Source organism: Pseudobacillus sp. 179-B 2D1 NHS (assembly GCF_045370945.1).
Taxonomy (GTDB): domain Bacteria; phylum Bacillota; class Bacilli; order Bacillales; family Domibacillaceae; genus Pseudobacillus.
In genome coordinates, this window is the sequence record NZ_JBIQDP010000023.1 from 24,409 (window position 1) to 41,743 (window position 17,335).

Consider the following 17,335-nt stretch of genomic DNA (forward strand, 5'->3'; position numbering starts at 1 on the left):
AATATGCAGAATTCTTGGTTGATCTTAAACAAAATATGGACTGGACGCATAGCAAACGAGCGGGGTATCAATCACCTCCAAGTGAAGAAATGGCAGCTTTGCGCCTATTTACAAATTAAATACATGGCACAATCATTAACGGGCATTGTGTTCGTAGTATCGGAAGGGAGAAATTTAAAGTTGCAGACGTTGCATTTACACGAAGTTGAAGACATATTATATGGGGCCTGTATTTATGGAACCGGTGGCGGCGGAAGCCTAGAGGAGGGGCTTAAGCTGGTGCGCAAGCTGTATGAAGCAGGAAAACAGGTGACAATCGCTGCCTTGGATGAAATACAAGATCATTGGCTGGTTGCTTCCCCTTATTATGTAGGATCAGTCGCTCCACCCTCCAAAGAGGTTTCCGAACGTTTAGAAAACCTTGCAACAAACAAAGAGAATGTTTCAACCATCGCAGCAAGGATGCTGCAGAAACACCAGAATGAACGGATTCAAGCCGTTATTGCAACTGAGTTAGGAGGGAACACCGCCTGGGCCATAGAAACGGCAGTAAACTTAGGCGTTCCACTGATAGATGCCGATCCGGCCGGGCGAGCTGTCCCTGATTTGGCTCATACAACTTTTAATATTTTCGATGTTTCCATTACCCCTTTTTCTTTAGCCAATAAATATGGAGACACACTAGTCGTTGAAACCGTTGCTAACCATAATCAGGCCGAACAAATTGCGCGTTCCTTTGCGACAATTTCGGGTAACTTTGCCGGAGTGTGCGACCATCCTATTAAAGGAGAGGTCTTAAAAAAGACAGTCATTCCGGGAACATTATCACAAGCGCAACGTGTAGGACAGGCTAGAAGGTTGGCGAATGACCAGCAAACTTCTCCTGTAGACGCCATTATTTCAGCTGGTGGTGGGAAACTCTTGATTGAAGGCACTGTTTCAAATGCCTCATGGGCAGATATAGGGGGATTTATTGAAGGGAGCATTACCGTGGAGTCTATAACTAGCGATAGTGAAATCCCTTCACTAAGCATTTGGTTTAGAAATGAATATATGATAGCTAAAAGTGGGGAAACGATCCTTTCCATTATTCCCGAGTTAATTATTGTTCTTGATAAAGAAACAGGAATGCCCATTCTTAACCCTAACTGTATAACAGGGATGGAGGTAGCCATAGGTACTTTTCCAGCACCCAAAGTGTGGGAGAGTGATAAAGGGTTGTCCATTTTTGGGCCTGAATATATTGGGTTGGATCGAGATGTCTATTTTGCAGTGCGAAAAGAAGGACGCAATTTGGAGATTTAAAATATAATCCATAGAGTAAAGATGATCACAAGTGAACCTTTTAGAAATTTCATAGGGAATTCAAGCTTATGTCCAAATGAGGTAAATTTCATCCTTGTTATTCAGCGGTTGAAAGCTCCATTTTTTGCGCCCAGAGCAAAATTATCCTCTCTTCTGTGTCTATAAGCTCCGTGATGCTTGCTGAATGAAAAAAGGCTAAGAGGTTCATCCTCTTAGCCTCCATTTGTCGATGAACGATTTAAGGGTGAGCGGCATTTTATGTTGCAAGTGTCAGCGGCCAATAGTAGAACACAAAAGTAATCATGATAATGACAAGGCCGCTTACCATTAAATACATAGGATATCTTTTGGTAATCGCCATCTCTTCTTTTTCGTTCGGCTCGATCGGTCTCTTTAAAATATTCGCTTGGAAATTTCGCTCTTCTATTGAAATCCCCCCATATTTTGAGCCTATATACAGAGCCATCAGGCTTAAAATAACGCCAATAATTACAGGGTTAAAGTAGACGGGAAGAGCAATGCCGAATTTATTCAAAAGTTCTCCAAATATGACTCCCGCAAAGCCTGTGATGATACTTGAGAGCGCCCCAGTTTTGGTTACTTTTTTGGAGAAGACGCTTGCGAACGCTACAGGTCCCCAGGAAGCGGCAAAGAGTGTGGCCGCAAAATAGCCGATCCACATAACAGAAGGCGGCTGCCAAATGCCGATCAGCAAAATGATGATGCTGACAATAATCATAGACAAGCGGCTGGCTCGCAGCAATTGTTTATCTGTATACTTCTTGTTTCTCGACTGCTCCATGATGTCCCTCGTAATGCTGCTGCCGATCAGTTGAAGAAAGCTTGCACAAGATGATAGAGCAGCTGCCATAATGCCGCTGACGATAATTATCCCTAACCATAAAGGCGTAGCATTCATGGCGGCCCAGATAAACACTTTTTCTGTAGGAACAATGTCGCTTTTGAGTGTGGTCACAGCGGCGATACTGATATGGAGGAACAGGTAAATCGTAATGATTGAAATGGTTGCCCAGATACCAGAACGGATGGCTACGTGCTCATTCTTAGCCATTAAATATCGGCTGCTTTGCCAAGGGCTGATCGAGATAACGGCAGACCAGACCAAGCCTAATACAATTGCCCATGTTAACGCTTCCCAAGGCTCTCCCATATAAGCATTGGGACCGGTAATCCCATGCCAGCTTAATAAATCAGGCCGGTCCGGATTGGTAGCCGCTTTTACGATGGCTTCGGGGAACCCTCCTGCAGATTTAATGATAAAAGGCAAGGCTAAATAAGTAGCCAAGGAAAAGATGAAAAACATAATAGTGTCATTTACCATGACACCCTTTGCACCAGAAAGGGTAGTGAAGGAGGTATAGACAATCCACATAATTAGCAGAGCGAATGTGTAGGAGATGCCTGAGATTTCAGCAAGTAATACAGCAGCTCCCTGGGTAACGGCCACAAGATAAGCGGAGATTCCGATTATCGTCGTAATAGCCGCAGCCATTCTGACTTTATTCGATTGAAAACGGTTGCCAAAATATTCAGGAACGGTCAATGACTGACTTCTTCTCAGATAACGGCCAAAGAAGAATACACCGACTACATAACCAGTCGCATTAAAGATTACAAGTATTAACAATAAAATCGGATAGCCTTCATAAGAAAATCCTGCTTCTCCCATGAAAGACACTGTACTTAAAAATGAAGCGACAAGCATGCCGGTGATCATTAAAGTCGAGCCGCTTCTCCCGGATACATAGTACTCTTCTGAATTCTTTACTTTTTTGGAAAGAACAATGCCGATAAGAACGTAAATAAGAAAAGAGCAGATAATACCGACTGTATAAACCAATTACATCCCCACCTTTTTATCCATCGTTTCCGTTTGATCCTGAAGCGGAGTTATGTCTTTTTCCATCTTAAGAATGAAGATTCTTGTAAGAAGGCCTAGAACGATTAGAGATCCTCCATATCCAAAGCAAAAAATCAATTCTCCCATTTCAACCACTCCCTTCGTTAAATGAAATCGATTAATATAATGCAATTTACATGCCAAATTCTAAAAATTCAGTAATTTTGATTCAGGCTATTGTAAATTGCGTAACTCATACTTTTGGAGCTTTCTCATGATCGTAGTCTGGTTCACTCCAAGAGCTTTAGCCATTTTTCTTGTCGTCTTATGCTGTTTCAATGCGTGAGAAAGAAGTTGTTTTTCCGTTTCCTCGACGGCTTTTTTCAAGGTGAGATGATTGAAAGGCAAATGGTGTTCATTATGGATCATATGTTTCATGGCTAAAGGGAGGTCTTCAAGATGGATGAGCGGCTTCTGCGCAGTTACGACTATTTGTTCAATAAAGTTCTCTAACTCCCTGACATTTCCTTTCCATTCTTGCAGTTGAATAAGCAATTTTGCATCTTCAGTGAGTTCGATCGGCCGAGAATAAATGCTGCTGAATTTTTCGAGAAAATAGTCAGCTAATAATGCGATATCCTGCTTTCGTTCTCTTAGAGGAGGAAGGCGCAGCGGTACAACGTGCAAGCGATAATACAAGTCCTGGCGGAATGTTTTTTCTTCAATCATTTGCAATAAATCTTTATTTGTAGCAGAGATAATACGGATGTTCACTTGCTTTTCAGTCGTGCCGCCTACTTTTTTAAACGTCTTATCCTGGACCAATTGTAATATTTTCACTTGCAGTCCTAACGGCATCTCGCCAATTTCATCTAGAAATAAAGTGCCTTCGTTTGCCATTTCCACAAGACCCGCTTTGCCACGCTTGTTTGCTCCTGTAAAGGCCCCTGCTTCATAACCGAATAACTCCGATTCCAGTAAGGTTTCAGGGATGGCGCCGCAGTTGACTTGGACAAATGGTTTGTCTTTTCTGGGGCTGTGCTCATGAATGATTTTAGCCAGGACGCCCTTGCCTACACCCGATTCACCATGAATGAAAATAGAGGAATCTGTTGGCGCAACTCTTTCAGCTAGTTGAAGGGTAGAAATCATGTTTTGAGATTGTGTGATAAATTTCTGGGAACCAATCGTTCTTTGTGTGATCGGCGCGCTCTGATCCTGTTGGGCAGACTGCTTTTCCATTAACTGCCTCTTCATTTCTACAAGCTCTGAGATATCCCGTGAATTGCACACAATTCTGTATAATTTTCCTTCCTCGTCGAAAACGGGCGTCGCCGTGGCAAGAACGGTTTTTCCACTCGGATATTCTTGTTCTACAGAATGAATGGTATGTGTAGCCATGGTTTTCAAGGTAACTGAATTGGTGATGATGCCCTTGTCCACCAACTCATGAATATTTCTGTTGATAAATGCTTCCGGAGGAAGGCCCGTAAAATGCTTGCATGATTCGCTTACAAATAACACATTGCCATTCTCATCTGTTACAAAAATTTCATCGTAAGTGGAATTTAATATTTGAGTAAATTCCTTGTTCTTTCTTAAAGCGATTTCCAGCTGTTCATGAAGTGATTGGTTGATCCCCAGCAAGCCATTGATTTTTTGTTGGTATTTCCATTCTCTTATTTCAGAGGCTGTATAGCATATGTATTGGCCTTCACCCTCCATAATGAAGAAATCGTAGTGATAAGGATCATTTTCGCTTATCTCAGTTAATGAAGAGATCCTTAAAAAACGGAGGCTAATACAATTCTCAACTAGCTCATTTTTTCCTTCTGCTCTCTTTTTCCAAACACAGTTATCATCCAGCACACCCACCAAATAATTTAGCTTATCCACGACTAGAATAGGCCCCTGCTGAAACGGCAGCCAATTTTCCAATTCCTTTATGCGAATATGAGAGAAGACAGAAACCGCTTGTTTATTTTTTATATCCATCCTATTGCCACTCCTTTGTTTAAAATTGAACCTTTTTTGCATCATAATTTGCTGTTTTTTACGAGAGGGAAGTTTCTGCTGAATATATATCAAGGCATTAAGTGATATGAACCTTTTTTGAAACAATGGTGCAGAAAAGGTTCAGTATAATCTCCATTATAAGGGATAAGGTGTTTAATAGTAAGAATATTTCGTCTGCAATAGTCGGTCTCGAAGCGAATTTTGACCCTCTCCCAATGAAAAACAGTTGGTATGATTTTTGCTTATTAAAAGACAAAAGCCCAGTTTAGGAGTGAGGAATATGACACAATTTAAGCATCTATTCAGCCCAGTAACCATTGGCTGTATGGAGTTGCCAAACAGAATATTAAGCACAGCTCATCAGACGAATCATGTGGTCAATGGTGTCCCCACCTCTGATATGACAGCCTATCATGTGGCAAGAGCAAGAGGGGGAGCAGGACTGCTGATTCTGGAGGCTGCCGCTGTTCACTCATCAGGAATGCTGACCACTCATACCATTGCCGGATATGACGAAAAGGTGGTCCCTGCTTATTTATCACTGACAAAAGAAGTTCACAAATACGGAACGAAGGTGGTCCAGCAGCTGTTCCATGGAGGAAGAGAGGTGGTCTCCAGCGACTATCGAAGCCCGGCTTGGGCACCGTCTGCTGTTCCGAGTTTGCGATTTGGTACAATGCCAAGGCCAATGAGCGTGGAAGAGATTCAAGAAGTGATTGAAGGCTTTGCTGTTTCAGCGAGGTTAGCAAAAGAGGGAGGAATGGATGGAGTAGAAGTTTGCTGTTCACATGGATACCTTCCTGCACAGTTCTGGTCAGAACATGCAAATCATCGAACGGATGAATACGGAGGTTCTTTTGAAAATAGGATGCGGTTCATTGTTGAAGTAATGCAGCGTGTGTGGGAGGAAGTAGGCAATGATTTCACTGTCGGCATACGGATGAGCGCAGATGAAATGACGATGGATGGTACAGACGTTAAAGATGCTGTGAAAATCGTAGAATATCTGGTCGATCAAGTAAGGATAGACTTTGTGAACGTGACGGCAGGGGATTCCAGCACATATGCCGGCTCAACGCACATTGTGCCTCCATCGCCTATGAAACATGCATACGTTTCTCCACAAGCGTTCAACATACGGATGGCTGGTGCTGTTCCCGTATTCGTCGGATCCCGTATAGTTGACCCTGTTGAAGCTGAGCAAATTGTGGCGAAAGGGAAAGCGGATGTCGTAGGAATGACGAGAGCATTAATCGTTGACCCGGAAATGCCGAATAAAGCCAAGTCAGGAAATCACCATTTAATAGATGCCTGCCTTGGTTGCCTTCAAGCTTGCATAGGACATTATCATAAAGGACTGCCTATCGGCTGTGTGCAAAACCCGTCAACCGGAAAAGAAGCAGAGGTTCAAGCCCTGGAAGAAAGTCTTCGAGAGAAAAAGAAAGTAATGGTCATAGGGGCCGGTCCGGCTGGTTTGAAAGCAGCGTTAACGCTAGACGAGCTGGGGCATGAAGTCATATTGGCTGATAAGTGTGAGGAGGTCGGTGGGCTATTGCATGCATTAAAACGTGCACCGATGAGAAAAGAATTAGCTGAAACGATGCTTGATAATTATAGAAGAAAGCTGCTAAACAGCAGCGTGCAGCTGAAGCTTGGATGGGACGTAGGACCAGAAGAGGTTCTAAATACGGCACCGGACGCTATTTTATGTGCCAGTGGTTCAAGGCCATTCATCCCTAAAATTCCTGGAATCCATGATCCGAGAGTGAAGACAGTCGATGAACTTTTTAATAATCAACATAAAGAAATCGGGGAGAATGTATTAGTCTTTGACTTCGGAGGAGATTGGCCTGGAATGGAAGCAGCCATTCATCTGGCAGAAAAAGGTCATCAAGTGACATTGATTTCATCGAAGCTTTACATTGGGGAAGAGGTTCATCAATATTTGCGGAATGAATACTTGAAAAAGCTGTATCAACTAAAGATTAACATGATCACGCACCATGATCTGGGGGAGATAAGGAACAATCAAGCCATCATCCGGAACTTATTCTCATACGAGAAAGAAACAATGGAGAATTGGGACTCTATTATTCTGTCGCTTGGCCGTGTCCCGAATGTAGAGCTATATAACAGCATTAAAAATTTGAATTTGGAAGTTTATCAAATAGGGGATTGCTTAGCTCCAAGAACGTTAGAAGAAGCTACCTATGAAGGATTTATGACATCGTTACAAATTGGCATTCAGGAAGAAATTAAAATATAGGAAGAAAGAGGGTGTCCCCGAAGCATAGCTTCGGGGTACCCTCTTTTCTGTAGAGGCGGCCATTTAAAGCTAACTATTGTTCGATGGTATAGCTACGCAGTTTAACTTAATGGCTCTGTTAAAGCTAAATGTTGTTTTTTAATCGTTGATTGTAACGGAAATCTCCTACATGCAGTGAAAATCAACACTCAAGTATAACAGAGCCAGCTTAATAAGTGGTTTATCCAGACCGAGGGCTAAACTTACGAATATAGTTAGCAATTTTGAAAAGATACACCCATAGAGGATTGTGCACCTACAGACGAGAATAGAATAATAATTTTAATAAGGATTTAGAGTTCTAATGAGAAATGTTTTCAAATTGATTGTTGAGAAGGAGAGCATAAATTATAATGGAAGTAAAGATTAAATTACCTATATTATAAGTGAGCTGATTCCATGATGAATGTGCAAGAAATGATTGATATTGATTTTTTGCAGAAGGTGCAGGATACATTTGCAAAAGCAACTGGGTTCGCTGCTGTAACGGTCGATTTTCGTGGAAATCCTATAACAAAATATAGTAATTTTTCTCCTTTTTGCAGTCTTGTCCGTCAAGACCCGCGGTTTGTGGATTCATGTCTGAAATGTGATGCTTATGGCGGATTAGAAGCGGCAAGAAGAGAGAAGCCTCATGTATATCATTGTCATGCCGGATTGGTTGATTTTGCTGTTCCTATTATTGTGAAGGGGAAGTTGGTAGGTTCTATGCTTGCGGGTCAGGTGACACTGCATGAACTTGATAATGGAAAGCTTTCTTCAATCACGAATGATCGTTCTTCCTGGGAGGAGAATGAGGAGATTGCAAGGGAGTATGCAAATATTCCGTCCAAATCCTATGAGAAAATCTATGCGGCAGCTGAGATGATGTTTTATGTTATCAACAACATGTTCGAAAAAGATATGAGGCATTATGTGAAGGAAGAATGGAATGAGAAAAAACATCAAATGATTGATCAGTTGAAAGTACAAGCAAATTTGGAACAAGAATTAACAGAAAAACACAATCAACCGTCCCATTCGTTTATAGACCCTCACTTTTTATTTACTGCTATGAATACACTGTCGTGTTTAGCCATTATAGAAAAGGCACCACAGACACAGGATACGATTTTAACCCTCACTGCTATGATGAACTATATGCTAACAACAAATGAGAGTCGTTTTGTCCCATTGGGGGCGGAAATGGATTATATTGAGCAATATGTAAAGCTGCAAAATGTAAGATTTAAAGCTGAGCTGTATGTTCTTATGGATATTCCTGAAGAGTATCAATCTATTTTTATCCCCTCCTTTATTCTCTACTCTATTATCAATCAGGCCATTCAACATAAAATAGAATCTAAAATGGGACATGGAAAGATTGTGATTAAGGGATATGTATATGGCGATGATTTCATTATAGAAGTTTCCGATTATGGGATGAGCTTCTCAAAAGAGCAATTAGCTGATCTTTACGACGTTTCACATTATGGAAGAAACTATACATTGACGGCTCATCCAAATCTGGAGGGAGGGACAACGGTTAAGATAAGAATTCCAAATGATGGGGTGGAGGGTTCGTATCGTGTATAAAGTACTTCTCTTAGATAACGAAGACTTGATGAGAGAAACCTTAAGATGTATTTTGGATGAGTTAGAAGAGATAACCGTCATTGGTGAGGCGGCTTCAACTGACGAAGCTCTCACATGGATTAATGTTGGGGACCCTGATATTATTTTCCTTAGTATAGATAATCCCGGAATAAATATTCAGAATTTATGTAATTATTTGAAAAGTGACTTGCGTAAACATCGTGTAGTTCTACTAATGGGTATTGATTCTTTCAGTAACCGGAATAAGCGGGTAAAAATAAAAGCGGATGGCTTCATAAGAAAGCCTATCAGCAAACAACATATCATCAAAAGTATTGGTCAACATGTACCTGTACATAGAAGCGGCAGAAAGAGTTTAGAAGAGATGATCGATGAATTCGTATCAGCGGTTTTTCAAAACGATGTTAGAAGTATAAAGAATGAGTGGAAAAAGCTTGCACAACTGCTTATTTCATCATGCAGCCACGATGTAAATAGTATGGGTTCGATTGTAGAAACAATAGTCGAGAAATTAGAAATTCTTTCTTATAAAGAAGGGTTATTCACTGGCAAAGAAATGAAATGGAAAGAAAAAACGAGATGCGTAGATAAATATACATTAGAAAGTACAATGTTCGATCTTCTGGAAGAGCTATTTGCCGAAATGATCGAATATAAGCCTACCCGCAAAAAGAAAGAGATTCAATCAGCCCTCCATTATATTGAAAATAACTTTCATAAGGGAGTGACACTAGAAGAGGTGGCTTCTCATGTTCACTTAAGTCCATTCTATCTCAGCAAGCTTTTTAAGAAGGAACTAAATGTGAACTTTGTGAGTTACGTAACGGAGAGGAAAATGGAGAGGGCGAAAGAACTTCTCCAATCGACGGATATGCCGGTTTTAAATATTGCATTAGAACTAAACTATCAAGAGCCTAATTATTTTAGCAAGGTATTTAAAAAAGTAACAGGTATGACCCCATCAGATTTTAGGAAGACAAAGGAAAAAGGAGGAAATGACGCATTAAGAAAGCACCACCATATTCAAAATGGAAAATGGTATATATAAAAAGCAAATCCCTTCAGCCTGCATGTATTGGACGAAGGGATTGCTTTTTGTCTTGGGGAATCACGAAAATAATTAAATATAACAATAAATTACATGATTACAGCAAAAAAATTTCTTTTATATTTACTTGTTCAGTTCCTCAAAAACCAAAAGCAAAAATATATCTGAATATTCCAATTATTTTCACTTAGAGAGCAAGAACCTACAGCAAGTGCGGACAGTATTTTAGATATAGTAATTGTAAGCGTTATCAGCGAGGGAGTTAAGATAATAGTTGCATGAAAAAATGGGGCTAAGGAGGGTTCGATATGCTTAAGGAAGCATTAGGAATGGTGGAAACAAGAGGTTTGATTAGCGCAATTGAAGCGGCAGATGCAATGGTTAAATCAGCAAACGTTACGCTGATGGGCTATCAAAAAATTGGATCAGGTCTTATTACTGTGATGGTTAGGGGCGATGTCGGAGCGATAAAGGCAGCAACGGATGCAGGGGCTGCTGCTGCAGAAAAAGTAGGTGAAGTCATATCTGTACACGTCATACCAAGACCGCATACAGAAATAGAAGGCATTTTACCTAAGGATGAACAAGAAAGAGTGGAGGGGAAGGTTAAGTGATGAGAGAGCAATTAATTGAAAAAATCATGGAAGAGGTAATAAAAAAGGTCGATACGCCAAAGGCAGATGAAGCGCCAAAAAAAGAAGAAAAGAAGTATAGCAGCTTAACTGAATTCGTTGGTACAGGCATCGGTGACTCTATTGGTTTGGTGATTGCGAATGTAGACACCAGCATTCATGAAGCGATGAATCTTGATAAGAAATACCGTTCGATTGGTATTTTAGGCGCTCGTACGGGAGCAGGTCCGCAAATTATGGCAGCGGATGAAGCGGTGAAAGCAACAAATACAGAAATTTTAGCGGTAGAACTGGCACGTGATACGAAGGGCGGGGCAGGTCATGGCAGCTTGATTATTTTTGGAGCGGAGGATGTAGCGGATGCACGTCGGGCGGTAGAAGTGGCCCTTAAAGAGCTGGACCGGACGTTTGGTGATGTGTATGCCAATGAAGCAGGCCACATTGAACTTCAATATACGGCACGTGCAAGCTATGCGTGTGAAAAAGCATTTAATGCGCCAGTTGGCAAGTCCTTTGGATTGGTTGTTGGTGCGCCGGCTGCTATTGGGATTGTACTGGCAGATACAGTGGTGAAAGCGGCGAATGTGGATGTTATTAGCTACAGCTCTCCTGCTAAAGGGACGAGCTTTACCAATGAAGTGATTTTAACATTTAGCGGTGATTCAGGAGCCGTTCGTCAGGCGTTAATTACCGCAAGAGAAGCAGGGGTTGAGTTGTTAGGAACACTTGGAGATACAGCTGTTTCTACGACAGTTCCCTATATTTGAAAGAAGATCCGTCTTTGAAAGGAGAGGAAAATATGAAATCAAAACGTTTTGAAGTATTAGCAGCGCGACCAGTGAATCAAGACGGCTTCGTGGCCGAATGGCCGGAAGTAGGATTGATCGCTATGGATGGACCAAATGATCCCAAACCTAGCATCAAAATCGAAAATGGCCAAGTGATAGAACTAGACGGAAAAATGCGTGAGGAATTTGACTTCATTGATCATTTCATCGCTAATCACAGCATTAATATCGAAAAAGCGGAAGAAGCTATGGCGATTGACTCTCTAGAGATTTCAAGAATGCTCGTAGACATTCATGTACCAAGAGAAGCTATCATTCCTTTGACTACAGCCATCACGCCGGCAAAAATCTGTGAAGTCGTTGGAAGAATGAATGTCGTTGAAATGATGATGGCTCTTCAAAAAATGAGGGCAAGAAAAACACCTTCAAACCAGTGCCATGTGACAAGTGTAAAAGACAATCCTGTCCAGATTGCGGCAGATGCGGCAGAGGCCGCAGTTAGAGGATTTGATGAAATGGAGACGACTGTTGGCATCCTTCGTTACTATCCATTTAATGCATTAAGTCTATTGGTTGGTTCCCAAACGGGGCGTGGCGGAATTTTAACTCAGTGTTCGGTAGAAGAAGCGACAGAGCTTCAGCTCGGAATGAGAGGATTAACTAGTTATGCAGAGACTGTATCTGTATATGGAACCGAGCAAGTATTCATAGACGGAGATGATACCCCATTTTCTAAAGCATTCCTTACCTCTGCTTATGCTTCCCGCGGATTAAAAATGCGTTTCACTTCAGGCACAGGCTCGGAAGTGCAGATGGGATATGCGGAAGGAAAGTCGATGCTTTATTTAGAAGCCCGCTGTGTTTTCATAACGAAAGGAGCAGGAGCTCAAGGTTTGCAAAATGGTTCAATCAGCTGTATTGGTGTTCCGGGAGGCGTGCCATCAGGTATACGGGCAGTATTAGCTGAAAATTTGTTTACGACCATGCTCGATATGGAAGTCGCTTCAGGAAACGACCAGACATTCTCCCACTCTGACATTAGAAGAACGGCTCGCACGCTGATGCAAATGCTTCCTGGCACAGACTTTATTTTTTCTGGCTATAGCTCCGTTCCGAACTACGACAATATGTTTGCGGGTTCCAATTTTGATGCGGAAGACTTTGATGATTACAACGTATTGCAACGCGATTTAAAAGTAGACGGCGGATTGCGCCCAGTTACCGAAGAGGAAGTCGTTGCTATTCGCAATAAAGCGGCGAAAGCTTTGCAGGCAGTGTTTGAAGAGTTGGGCCTCCCTGCTATTACTGATGAAGAAGTAGAAGCAGCCACTTATGCACATGGAAGTAAAGATATGCCGGAGCGCAATGTGATCGAAGATTTACGAGCTGCTGAAAATATGATGAAACAAGCCGTTAATGGACTTGATGTCGTAAAGGCGTTAAGCAAACACGGTTTCGAAGATGTGGCTCAAAATCTTTTAAATATGTTAAAGCAACGTGTATCCGGAGATTATTTGCATACATCAGCTATTATTGATGAAGACTTTAACGTTATCAGCGCGGTGAATGACGTCAACGATTATACGGGACCGGGAACAGGATACCGAATAAGTGATGAAAGATGGGAGGAAATCAAAAACATTCCTCGAGCCATCAGCCCGGAAGATGTGAATTAAGAATGAAGAGAGGTGGAGAGAAATGGCTATTAATGAACAGATCATCCGTGAAGTAATTGAAGAAGTATTACAGAGCTTCAATAAGGAAGAGAAACAAAAGCAAAAGATAGAAGGCGAGCAAGAGCTTCCTGTTGAACAGTCAGACTTCCAAGCGGCCCATTCGAAGGAATTAGAGCTGATCGAAAAAGATGTAGCTGTACCAGGACTAAGAAAAGATGAAGTAGTCATTGCTCTTACGGCAGCTTTCGGCATCCATCAAACAAAAAGCATCGTAGGCATTCCACATAATGAATTGTTAAGAGAAGTGATTGCCGGCATAGAAGAAGAGGGGTTAACAGCTCGAATCGTTCGAGTCCATCGTACATCCGATGTCGGGTTTGTGGCACATGAGGGAGCTAAGCTAAGCGGCTCTGGGATAGGCATCGGCATTCAATCAAAAGGAACAACAGTCATTCATCAAAAAGATCTTCAGCCATTAAATAATTTAGAACTGTTCCCCCAGGCACCTTTACTGGATTTAGAGACATTTCGTTTGATCGGAAAGAACGCGGCCAAATATGCGAAAGGAGAATCGCCAAATCCAGTACCCACAAGAAATGACCAAATGGCACGGCCGAAATATCAGGCTATTGCAGCATTGCTTCATATTAAAGAAACCCAATATGTTGATCCAAACAAAAAACCAATGGAATTACAAGTTACTTTTCATTAAGTGGAGGTAAATAGGATGAACCAACAACTCATTGAGCAGATTGTCAAAGAAGTGATGTTGTCTATAAGCGAAGCAAAAGAAATGGGTGAAGAAACAGCGGTAGCTGTCGCTGAACCAAAACCAGCTTTGGAGTCCGTATCGAAAGAAGATTATCCATTAGCAAAGAAACGGCCGGAGCTGATTAAAACGCCAACAGGAAAAACATTAGATAATATTACGCTGCAAGAGGTTCTTGGTGGAGCTGTAAAACCAGAAGATGTACGGATTTCCCCTGAAACATTAGAATTGCAAGCCCAGGTGGCAGAGTCTGTAGGGAGAGAGCCGTTTGCGCGGAACCTTCGCAGGGCAGCTGAGCTAATCACTGTTCCGGATGATAGAATCTTAGAGATTTATAATGCTTTACGGCCATATCGTTCAACGAAGGAGGAGCTCTTAGCTATCGCAGATGAACTGGAACATCAGTATAGCGCAAAAATAAATGCACATTTAGTTCGGGAGTCTGCAAAAGTATATGAATTGCGAGACAGATTGAAAAAGAATTAACTCTTTCGTCGTGTTGGGAGGTAAAGGAATGAAACTGGTTGCAGGCGTGGATATTGGAAATGCCACTACAGAGGTAGCGATTGCGGCTGTAACGGATGATCATCAAGTAACGGTTCTAACAAGCGGATTTGTAAAAACAACTGGGATCAAGGGAACACGCCAGAACATTCATGGTGTTCTTGATACAATGAGAAACACTCTTTCTGAGATTGATCGAACAATAGCTGATTTAAATCTTATTCGTATCAATGAAGCAGCTCCTGTTATCGGGGACGTGGCGATGGAAACCATTACGGAAACGATCATCACTGAGTCAACGATGATCGGCCATAATCCTTCTACACCTGGAGGGATAGGAACAGGTATCGGAAAAACGATTAATATTAATCGATTAGAGTATGCAAGTACAGAAGAAGACTGGATCGTTTTAATCGGAAGGGAAGTCGATTTCGAAGCAGCGGCTACCAAAATCAATGAAGCGATAGCAAAAAGAATTCGTATTACAGGAGCCATTGCGCAAAAAGATGATGGTGTACTCATTAGTAACAGAATCAAAAAGAAAATTCCCATTATTGACGAAGTGACGCTGATAGAAAAAGTGCCACTCGGCATGAAAGCGGCTATTGAAGTAGCTCCGCCCGGGGGTGTCGTTGAAATGTTATCTAATCCATATGGCATAGCCACAGTATTTGAATTAACCGGGGAAGAAACAAAGCTGATTGTGCCAATTGCTCGGGCGCTGATCGGCAACCGCTCTGCGGTAGTCATAAAAACGCCAAAAGGAGATGTACAAGCAAGAAGCATTCCCGCTGGAAAACTTCATATTTTTGGGAAAAGGAATGCAATAGTCGATGTAGATGAAGGGGCTGAACGAATGATGTCCGTATTAACGGCATCTGCACCGATCGAAAATATTAAAGGTGAGCCGGGCACGAATGCGGGTGGAATGCTGGAGCGTGTAAGGCAAGTCATGTCAGAGTTAACGGCACAGCCTCCTCATTCTATTAGAATTCAAGATTTGTTAGCAGTAAATACTTTTAATCCGCAAAAGGTGAAGGGAGGGCTGGCGGAGGAGTTTTCAATGGAGAATGCTGTTGGAATAGCGGCAATGGTAAAAGCCGATAAATTACAAATGCAAATGATCGCTGAAGAACTTCGCTCAAAGGTTGATATTGAAGTAGAAGTTGGTGGTGTCGAAGCAGATATGGCCATCCGCGGGGCTCTTTCCACCCCAGGTACAAATATTCCTGTGGCCATTGTCGATATGGGAGCTGGTTCAACAGATGCCTCTATGATGACGAGCACAGGACATGTTACATCCATCCATCTAGCCGGAGCAGGTGATATGGTCACAATGCTGATTAATTCTGAGCTAGGGCTCGATGACATGGATTTAGCAGAGGACATCAAAAAATGTCCTTTAGCGAAAGTCGAGAGCCTATTCCATATACGCCATGAAGATGGAACTGTACAGTTTTTCGAAGAGCCATTAGAGCCGAACGTATTTGCCAGGGTGGTCATCTTAAAAGATGGCTACATGGTTCCTCTTCCAGGCCAGCATTCTATTGAAGAAATTAGAACGGTTCGACGAGGGGCAAAAGAGAAAGTGTTTGTTACAAATGCTCTTAGAGCGTTGAGCATGATCTCCCCCACTGGAAGTATCCGAGACATGGAGTTTGTTGTATTAGTTGGTGGATCTGCATTGGATTTTGAAGTCCCTCAATTAGTTACCGATGCTTTATCACAATATGGAGTAGTGGCAGGAAGAGGAAATATAAGAGGGACAGAGGGGCCGCGAAACGCTGTAGCTACGGGATTAGTATTAGCTCTCGGTGAAGGGAGAATTGTTCAGTGGGCGCAAATGTGAACAAGGGTGAGGAGGTGCCGGCCATCCATGTATATTACCGTCCATTGCAGAACGGCAGTTGGCTTTTTCATTCATTGCTCCATGGAATAGAAGAGGAGGGAGTGCCCATCTTTTTGAAAGAGAGCCGTGAAAGCTCGGCTTTGGAATTAGGCTACCGGGCAGCTTTGGATTCCAGCTTAGGTGTCGGTATCGGTATCGGTGCAGATGATTGCATTATTCTTCATTATTCAAAGCTACTGAAAGATCGCCCTCTATTCCAAATTCATCAAAAAGAGACACATAAACAGCGGATACTCGGGGCTAACGCGGCAAGGTTAGTAAAGGGGATTCCATTCAAAATATTTGCTGAAGAGGCGGAGCATACCACCGCTTCTGAGGAATTGCCATCAAAAGAGGACATAGCTGCTATTGTGGAGATTGTAATCAAGAAACTAAAAGAAAGAGTTGGGAAGGAGGGGATTGGATGAATGCTTTGGGATTGATTGAAGTCATCGGTATGACGACAGCTGTGGCAGCTGCAGATGCAGCCGTTAAATCGGCCAACGTGACTTTGCTGGGATATGAGCTAGCAAAAGGTCGAGGAATGGTAACAATTAAGTTTGAGGGGGATGTCGGCGCAGCCAAAGCGGCACTTGAAGCAGCCTCCATAGAAGCGGATCGAATAGGAACGGTTGTGAGCAGGCACTTGATTCCAAGACCGTACAAGGAGCTGGAAAAACTCCTCTTTCCTCAGAATACACCGAACGAATCTCTTCCTTCAGTTAATTCGGAAGAGGGTGGGGGGACAGGCAGTGAACCAGAGGAAAATGAGAACAATCAAATGGAGTCAGCTGTAGGAGAGAAGAATTCAGACGACGGGGAATCGGGGCAAGAAAAACAGCGTAGTCAAGGACGGAAAAAGAAGAAAATGGACAAGGAAGGCCAGCAGAACAAGAAATCTGCCGTATCTGTAACGGATGGACTGGAACAGAAATAACCTGTATTTA

The 17,335-nt window shown here is 42.3% G+C and carries 15 protein-coding genes; 12 read left to right on the forward strand and 3 right to left on the reverse strand.

The window, feature by feature from the left end; genetic code table 11:
- Nucleotides 1–3: 3 nt before the first annotated feature.
- Nucleotides 4–1,305 (forward strand): S-methyl thiohydantoin desulfurase family protein, encoded by a 1,302-nt coding sequence (locus ACH0BF_RS19205; protein WP_406910035.1) that lies wholly within the window; start codon nt 4–6, stop codon nt 1,303–1,305.
- Between the two features lie 256 nt (nt 1,306–1,561).
- On the opposite strand, the gene ACH0BF_RS19210 is transcribed toward ACH0BF_RS19205, so the two are convergent.
- The 3 genes from ACH0BF_RS19210 to ACH0BF_RS19220 form a co-directional block, all read right to left on the reverse strand.
- Complete coding sequence (locus ACH0BF_RS19210) at nt 1,562–3,166, reverse strand: sodium:solute symporter family protein (protein ID WP_340854483.1); 1,605 nt, start codon at nt 3,164–3,166, stop codon at nt 1,562–1,564.
- The gene (locus ACH0BF_RS19215; RefSeq protein ID WP_182917129.1) at nt 3,167–3,313 is read right to left on the reverse strand and encodes a hypothetical protein; all 147 of its coding nucleotides are present in this window, start codon (nt 3,311–3,313) and stop codon (nt 3,167–3,169) included.
- 87 nt (nt 3,314–3,400) lie between these two features.
- Nucleotides 3,401–5,161, reverse strand: a complete 1,761-nt coding sequence (locus ACH0BF_RS19220; protein ID WP_406910036.1) for a sigma-54 interaction domain-containing protein — start codon at nt 5,159–5,161, stop codon at nt 3,401–3,403.
- Nucleotides 5,162–5,462: 301 nt separating this feature from the next.
- On the opposite strand from ACH0BF_RS19220, the gene ACH0BF_RS19225 reads away from it, so the two are divergent.
- The 11 genes from ACH0BF_RS19225 (at nt 5,463) to ACH0BF_RS19275 (ending at nt 17,325) form a co-directional block, all read left to right on the forward strand.
- Nucleotides 5,463–7,448: an oxidoreductase gene (locus tag ACH0BF_RS19225; protein WP_406910037.1), complete on the forward strand. Its 1,986-nt coding sequence runs from the start codon at nt 5,463–5,465 to the stop codon at nt 7,446–7,448.
- Nucleotides 7,449–7,886: 438 nt separating this feature from the next.
- Nucleotides 7,887–9,062 (forward strand): PocR ligand-binding domain-containing protein, encoded by a 1,176-nt coding sequence (locus tag ACH0BF_RS19230; RefSeq protein WP_406910038.1) that lies wholly within the window; start codon nt 7,887–7,889, stop codon nt 9,060–9,062.
- A complete protein-coding gene (locus ACH0BF_RS19235) occupies nt 9,055–10,131 on the forward strand; it encodes a helix-turn-helix domain-containing protein (RefSeq protein WP_406910039.1) in 1,077 nt (358 codons plus the stop codon). Before ACH0BF_RS19230 ends, ACH0BF_RS19235 begins: the two co-directional genes overlap by 8 nt.
- 308 nt (nt 10,132–10,439) lie before the next feature.
- On the forward strand, nt 10,440–10,745 hold the full coding sequence (gene pduA, locus ACH0BF_RS19240) for a propanediol utilization microcompartment protein PduA (protein ID WP_120037551.1): 306 nt from the start codon (nt 10,440–10,442) through the stop codon (nt 10,743–10,745).
- Entirely contained in the window at nt 10,745–11,530 is a 786-nt protein-coding gene (gene pduB, locus ACH0BF_RS19245) for a propanediol utilization microcompartment protein PduB (protein WP_406910050.1), read from the forward strand. The genes pduA and pduB overlap by 1 nt, the downstream gene beginning before the upstream one ends.
- Before the next feature lie 32 nt (nt 11,531–11,562).
- Nucleotides 11,563–13,227, forward strand: coding sequence for a propanediol/glycerol family dehydratase large subunit (locus ACH0BF_RS19250; RefSeq protein ID WP_340854474.1), 1,665 nt, complete (start codon nt 11,563–11,565; stop codon nt 13,225–13,227).
- A gap of 22 nt (nt 13,228–13,249) precedes the next feature.
- Nucleotides 13,250–13,939: a propanediol/glycerol family dehydratase medium subunit gene (locus tag ACH0BF_RS19255; protein ID WP_340854472.1), complete on the forward strand. Its 690-nt coding sequence runs from the start codon at nt 13,250–13,252 to the stop codon at nt 13,937–13,939.
- Between the two features lie 15 nt (nt 13,940–13,954).
- Complete coding sequence (locus ACH0BF_RS19260) at nt 13,955–14,482, forward strand: diol dehydratase small subunit (RefSeq protein ID WP_120037557.1); 528 nt, start codon at nt 13,955–13,957, stop codon at nt 14,480–14,482.
- A gap of 28 nt (nt 14,483–14,510) precedes the next feature.
- On the forward strand, nt 14,511–16,349 hold the full coding sequence (locus ACH0BF_RS19265) for a diol dehydratase reactivase subunit alpha (RefSeq protein WP_406910040.1): 1,839 nt from the start codon (nt 14,511–14,513) through the stop codon (nt 16,347–16,349).
- Nucleotides 16,334–16,816, forward strand: a complete 483-nt coding sequence (locus tag ACH0BF_RS19270; RefSeq protein WP_406910041.1) for a glycerol dehydratase reactivase beta/small subunit family protein — start codon at nt 16,334–16,336, stop codon at nt 16,814–16,816. The genes ACH0BF_RS19265 and ACH0BF_RS19270 overlap by 16 nt, the downstream gene beginning before the upstream one ends.
- Complete coding sequence (locus tag ACH0BF_RS19275; protein WP_120037560.1) at nt 16,813–17,325, forward strand: BMC domain-containing protein; 513 nt, start codon at nt 16,813–16,815, stop codon at nt 17,323–17,325. The genes ACH0BF_RS19270 and ACH0BF_RS19275 overlap by 4 nt, the downstream gene beginning before the upstream one ends.
- Nucleotides 17,326–17,335 lie beyond the last annotated feature (10 nt).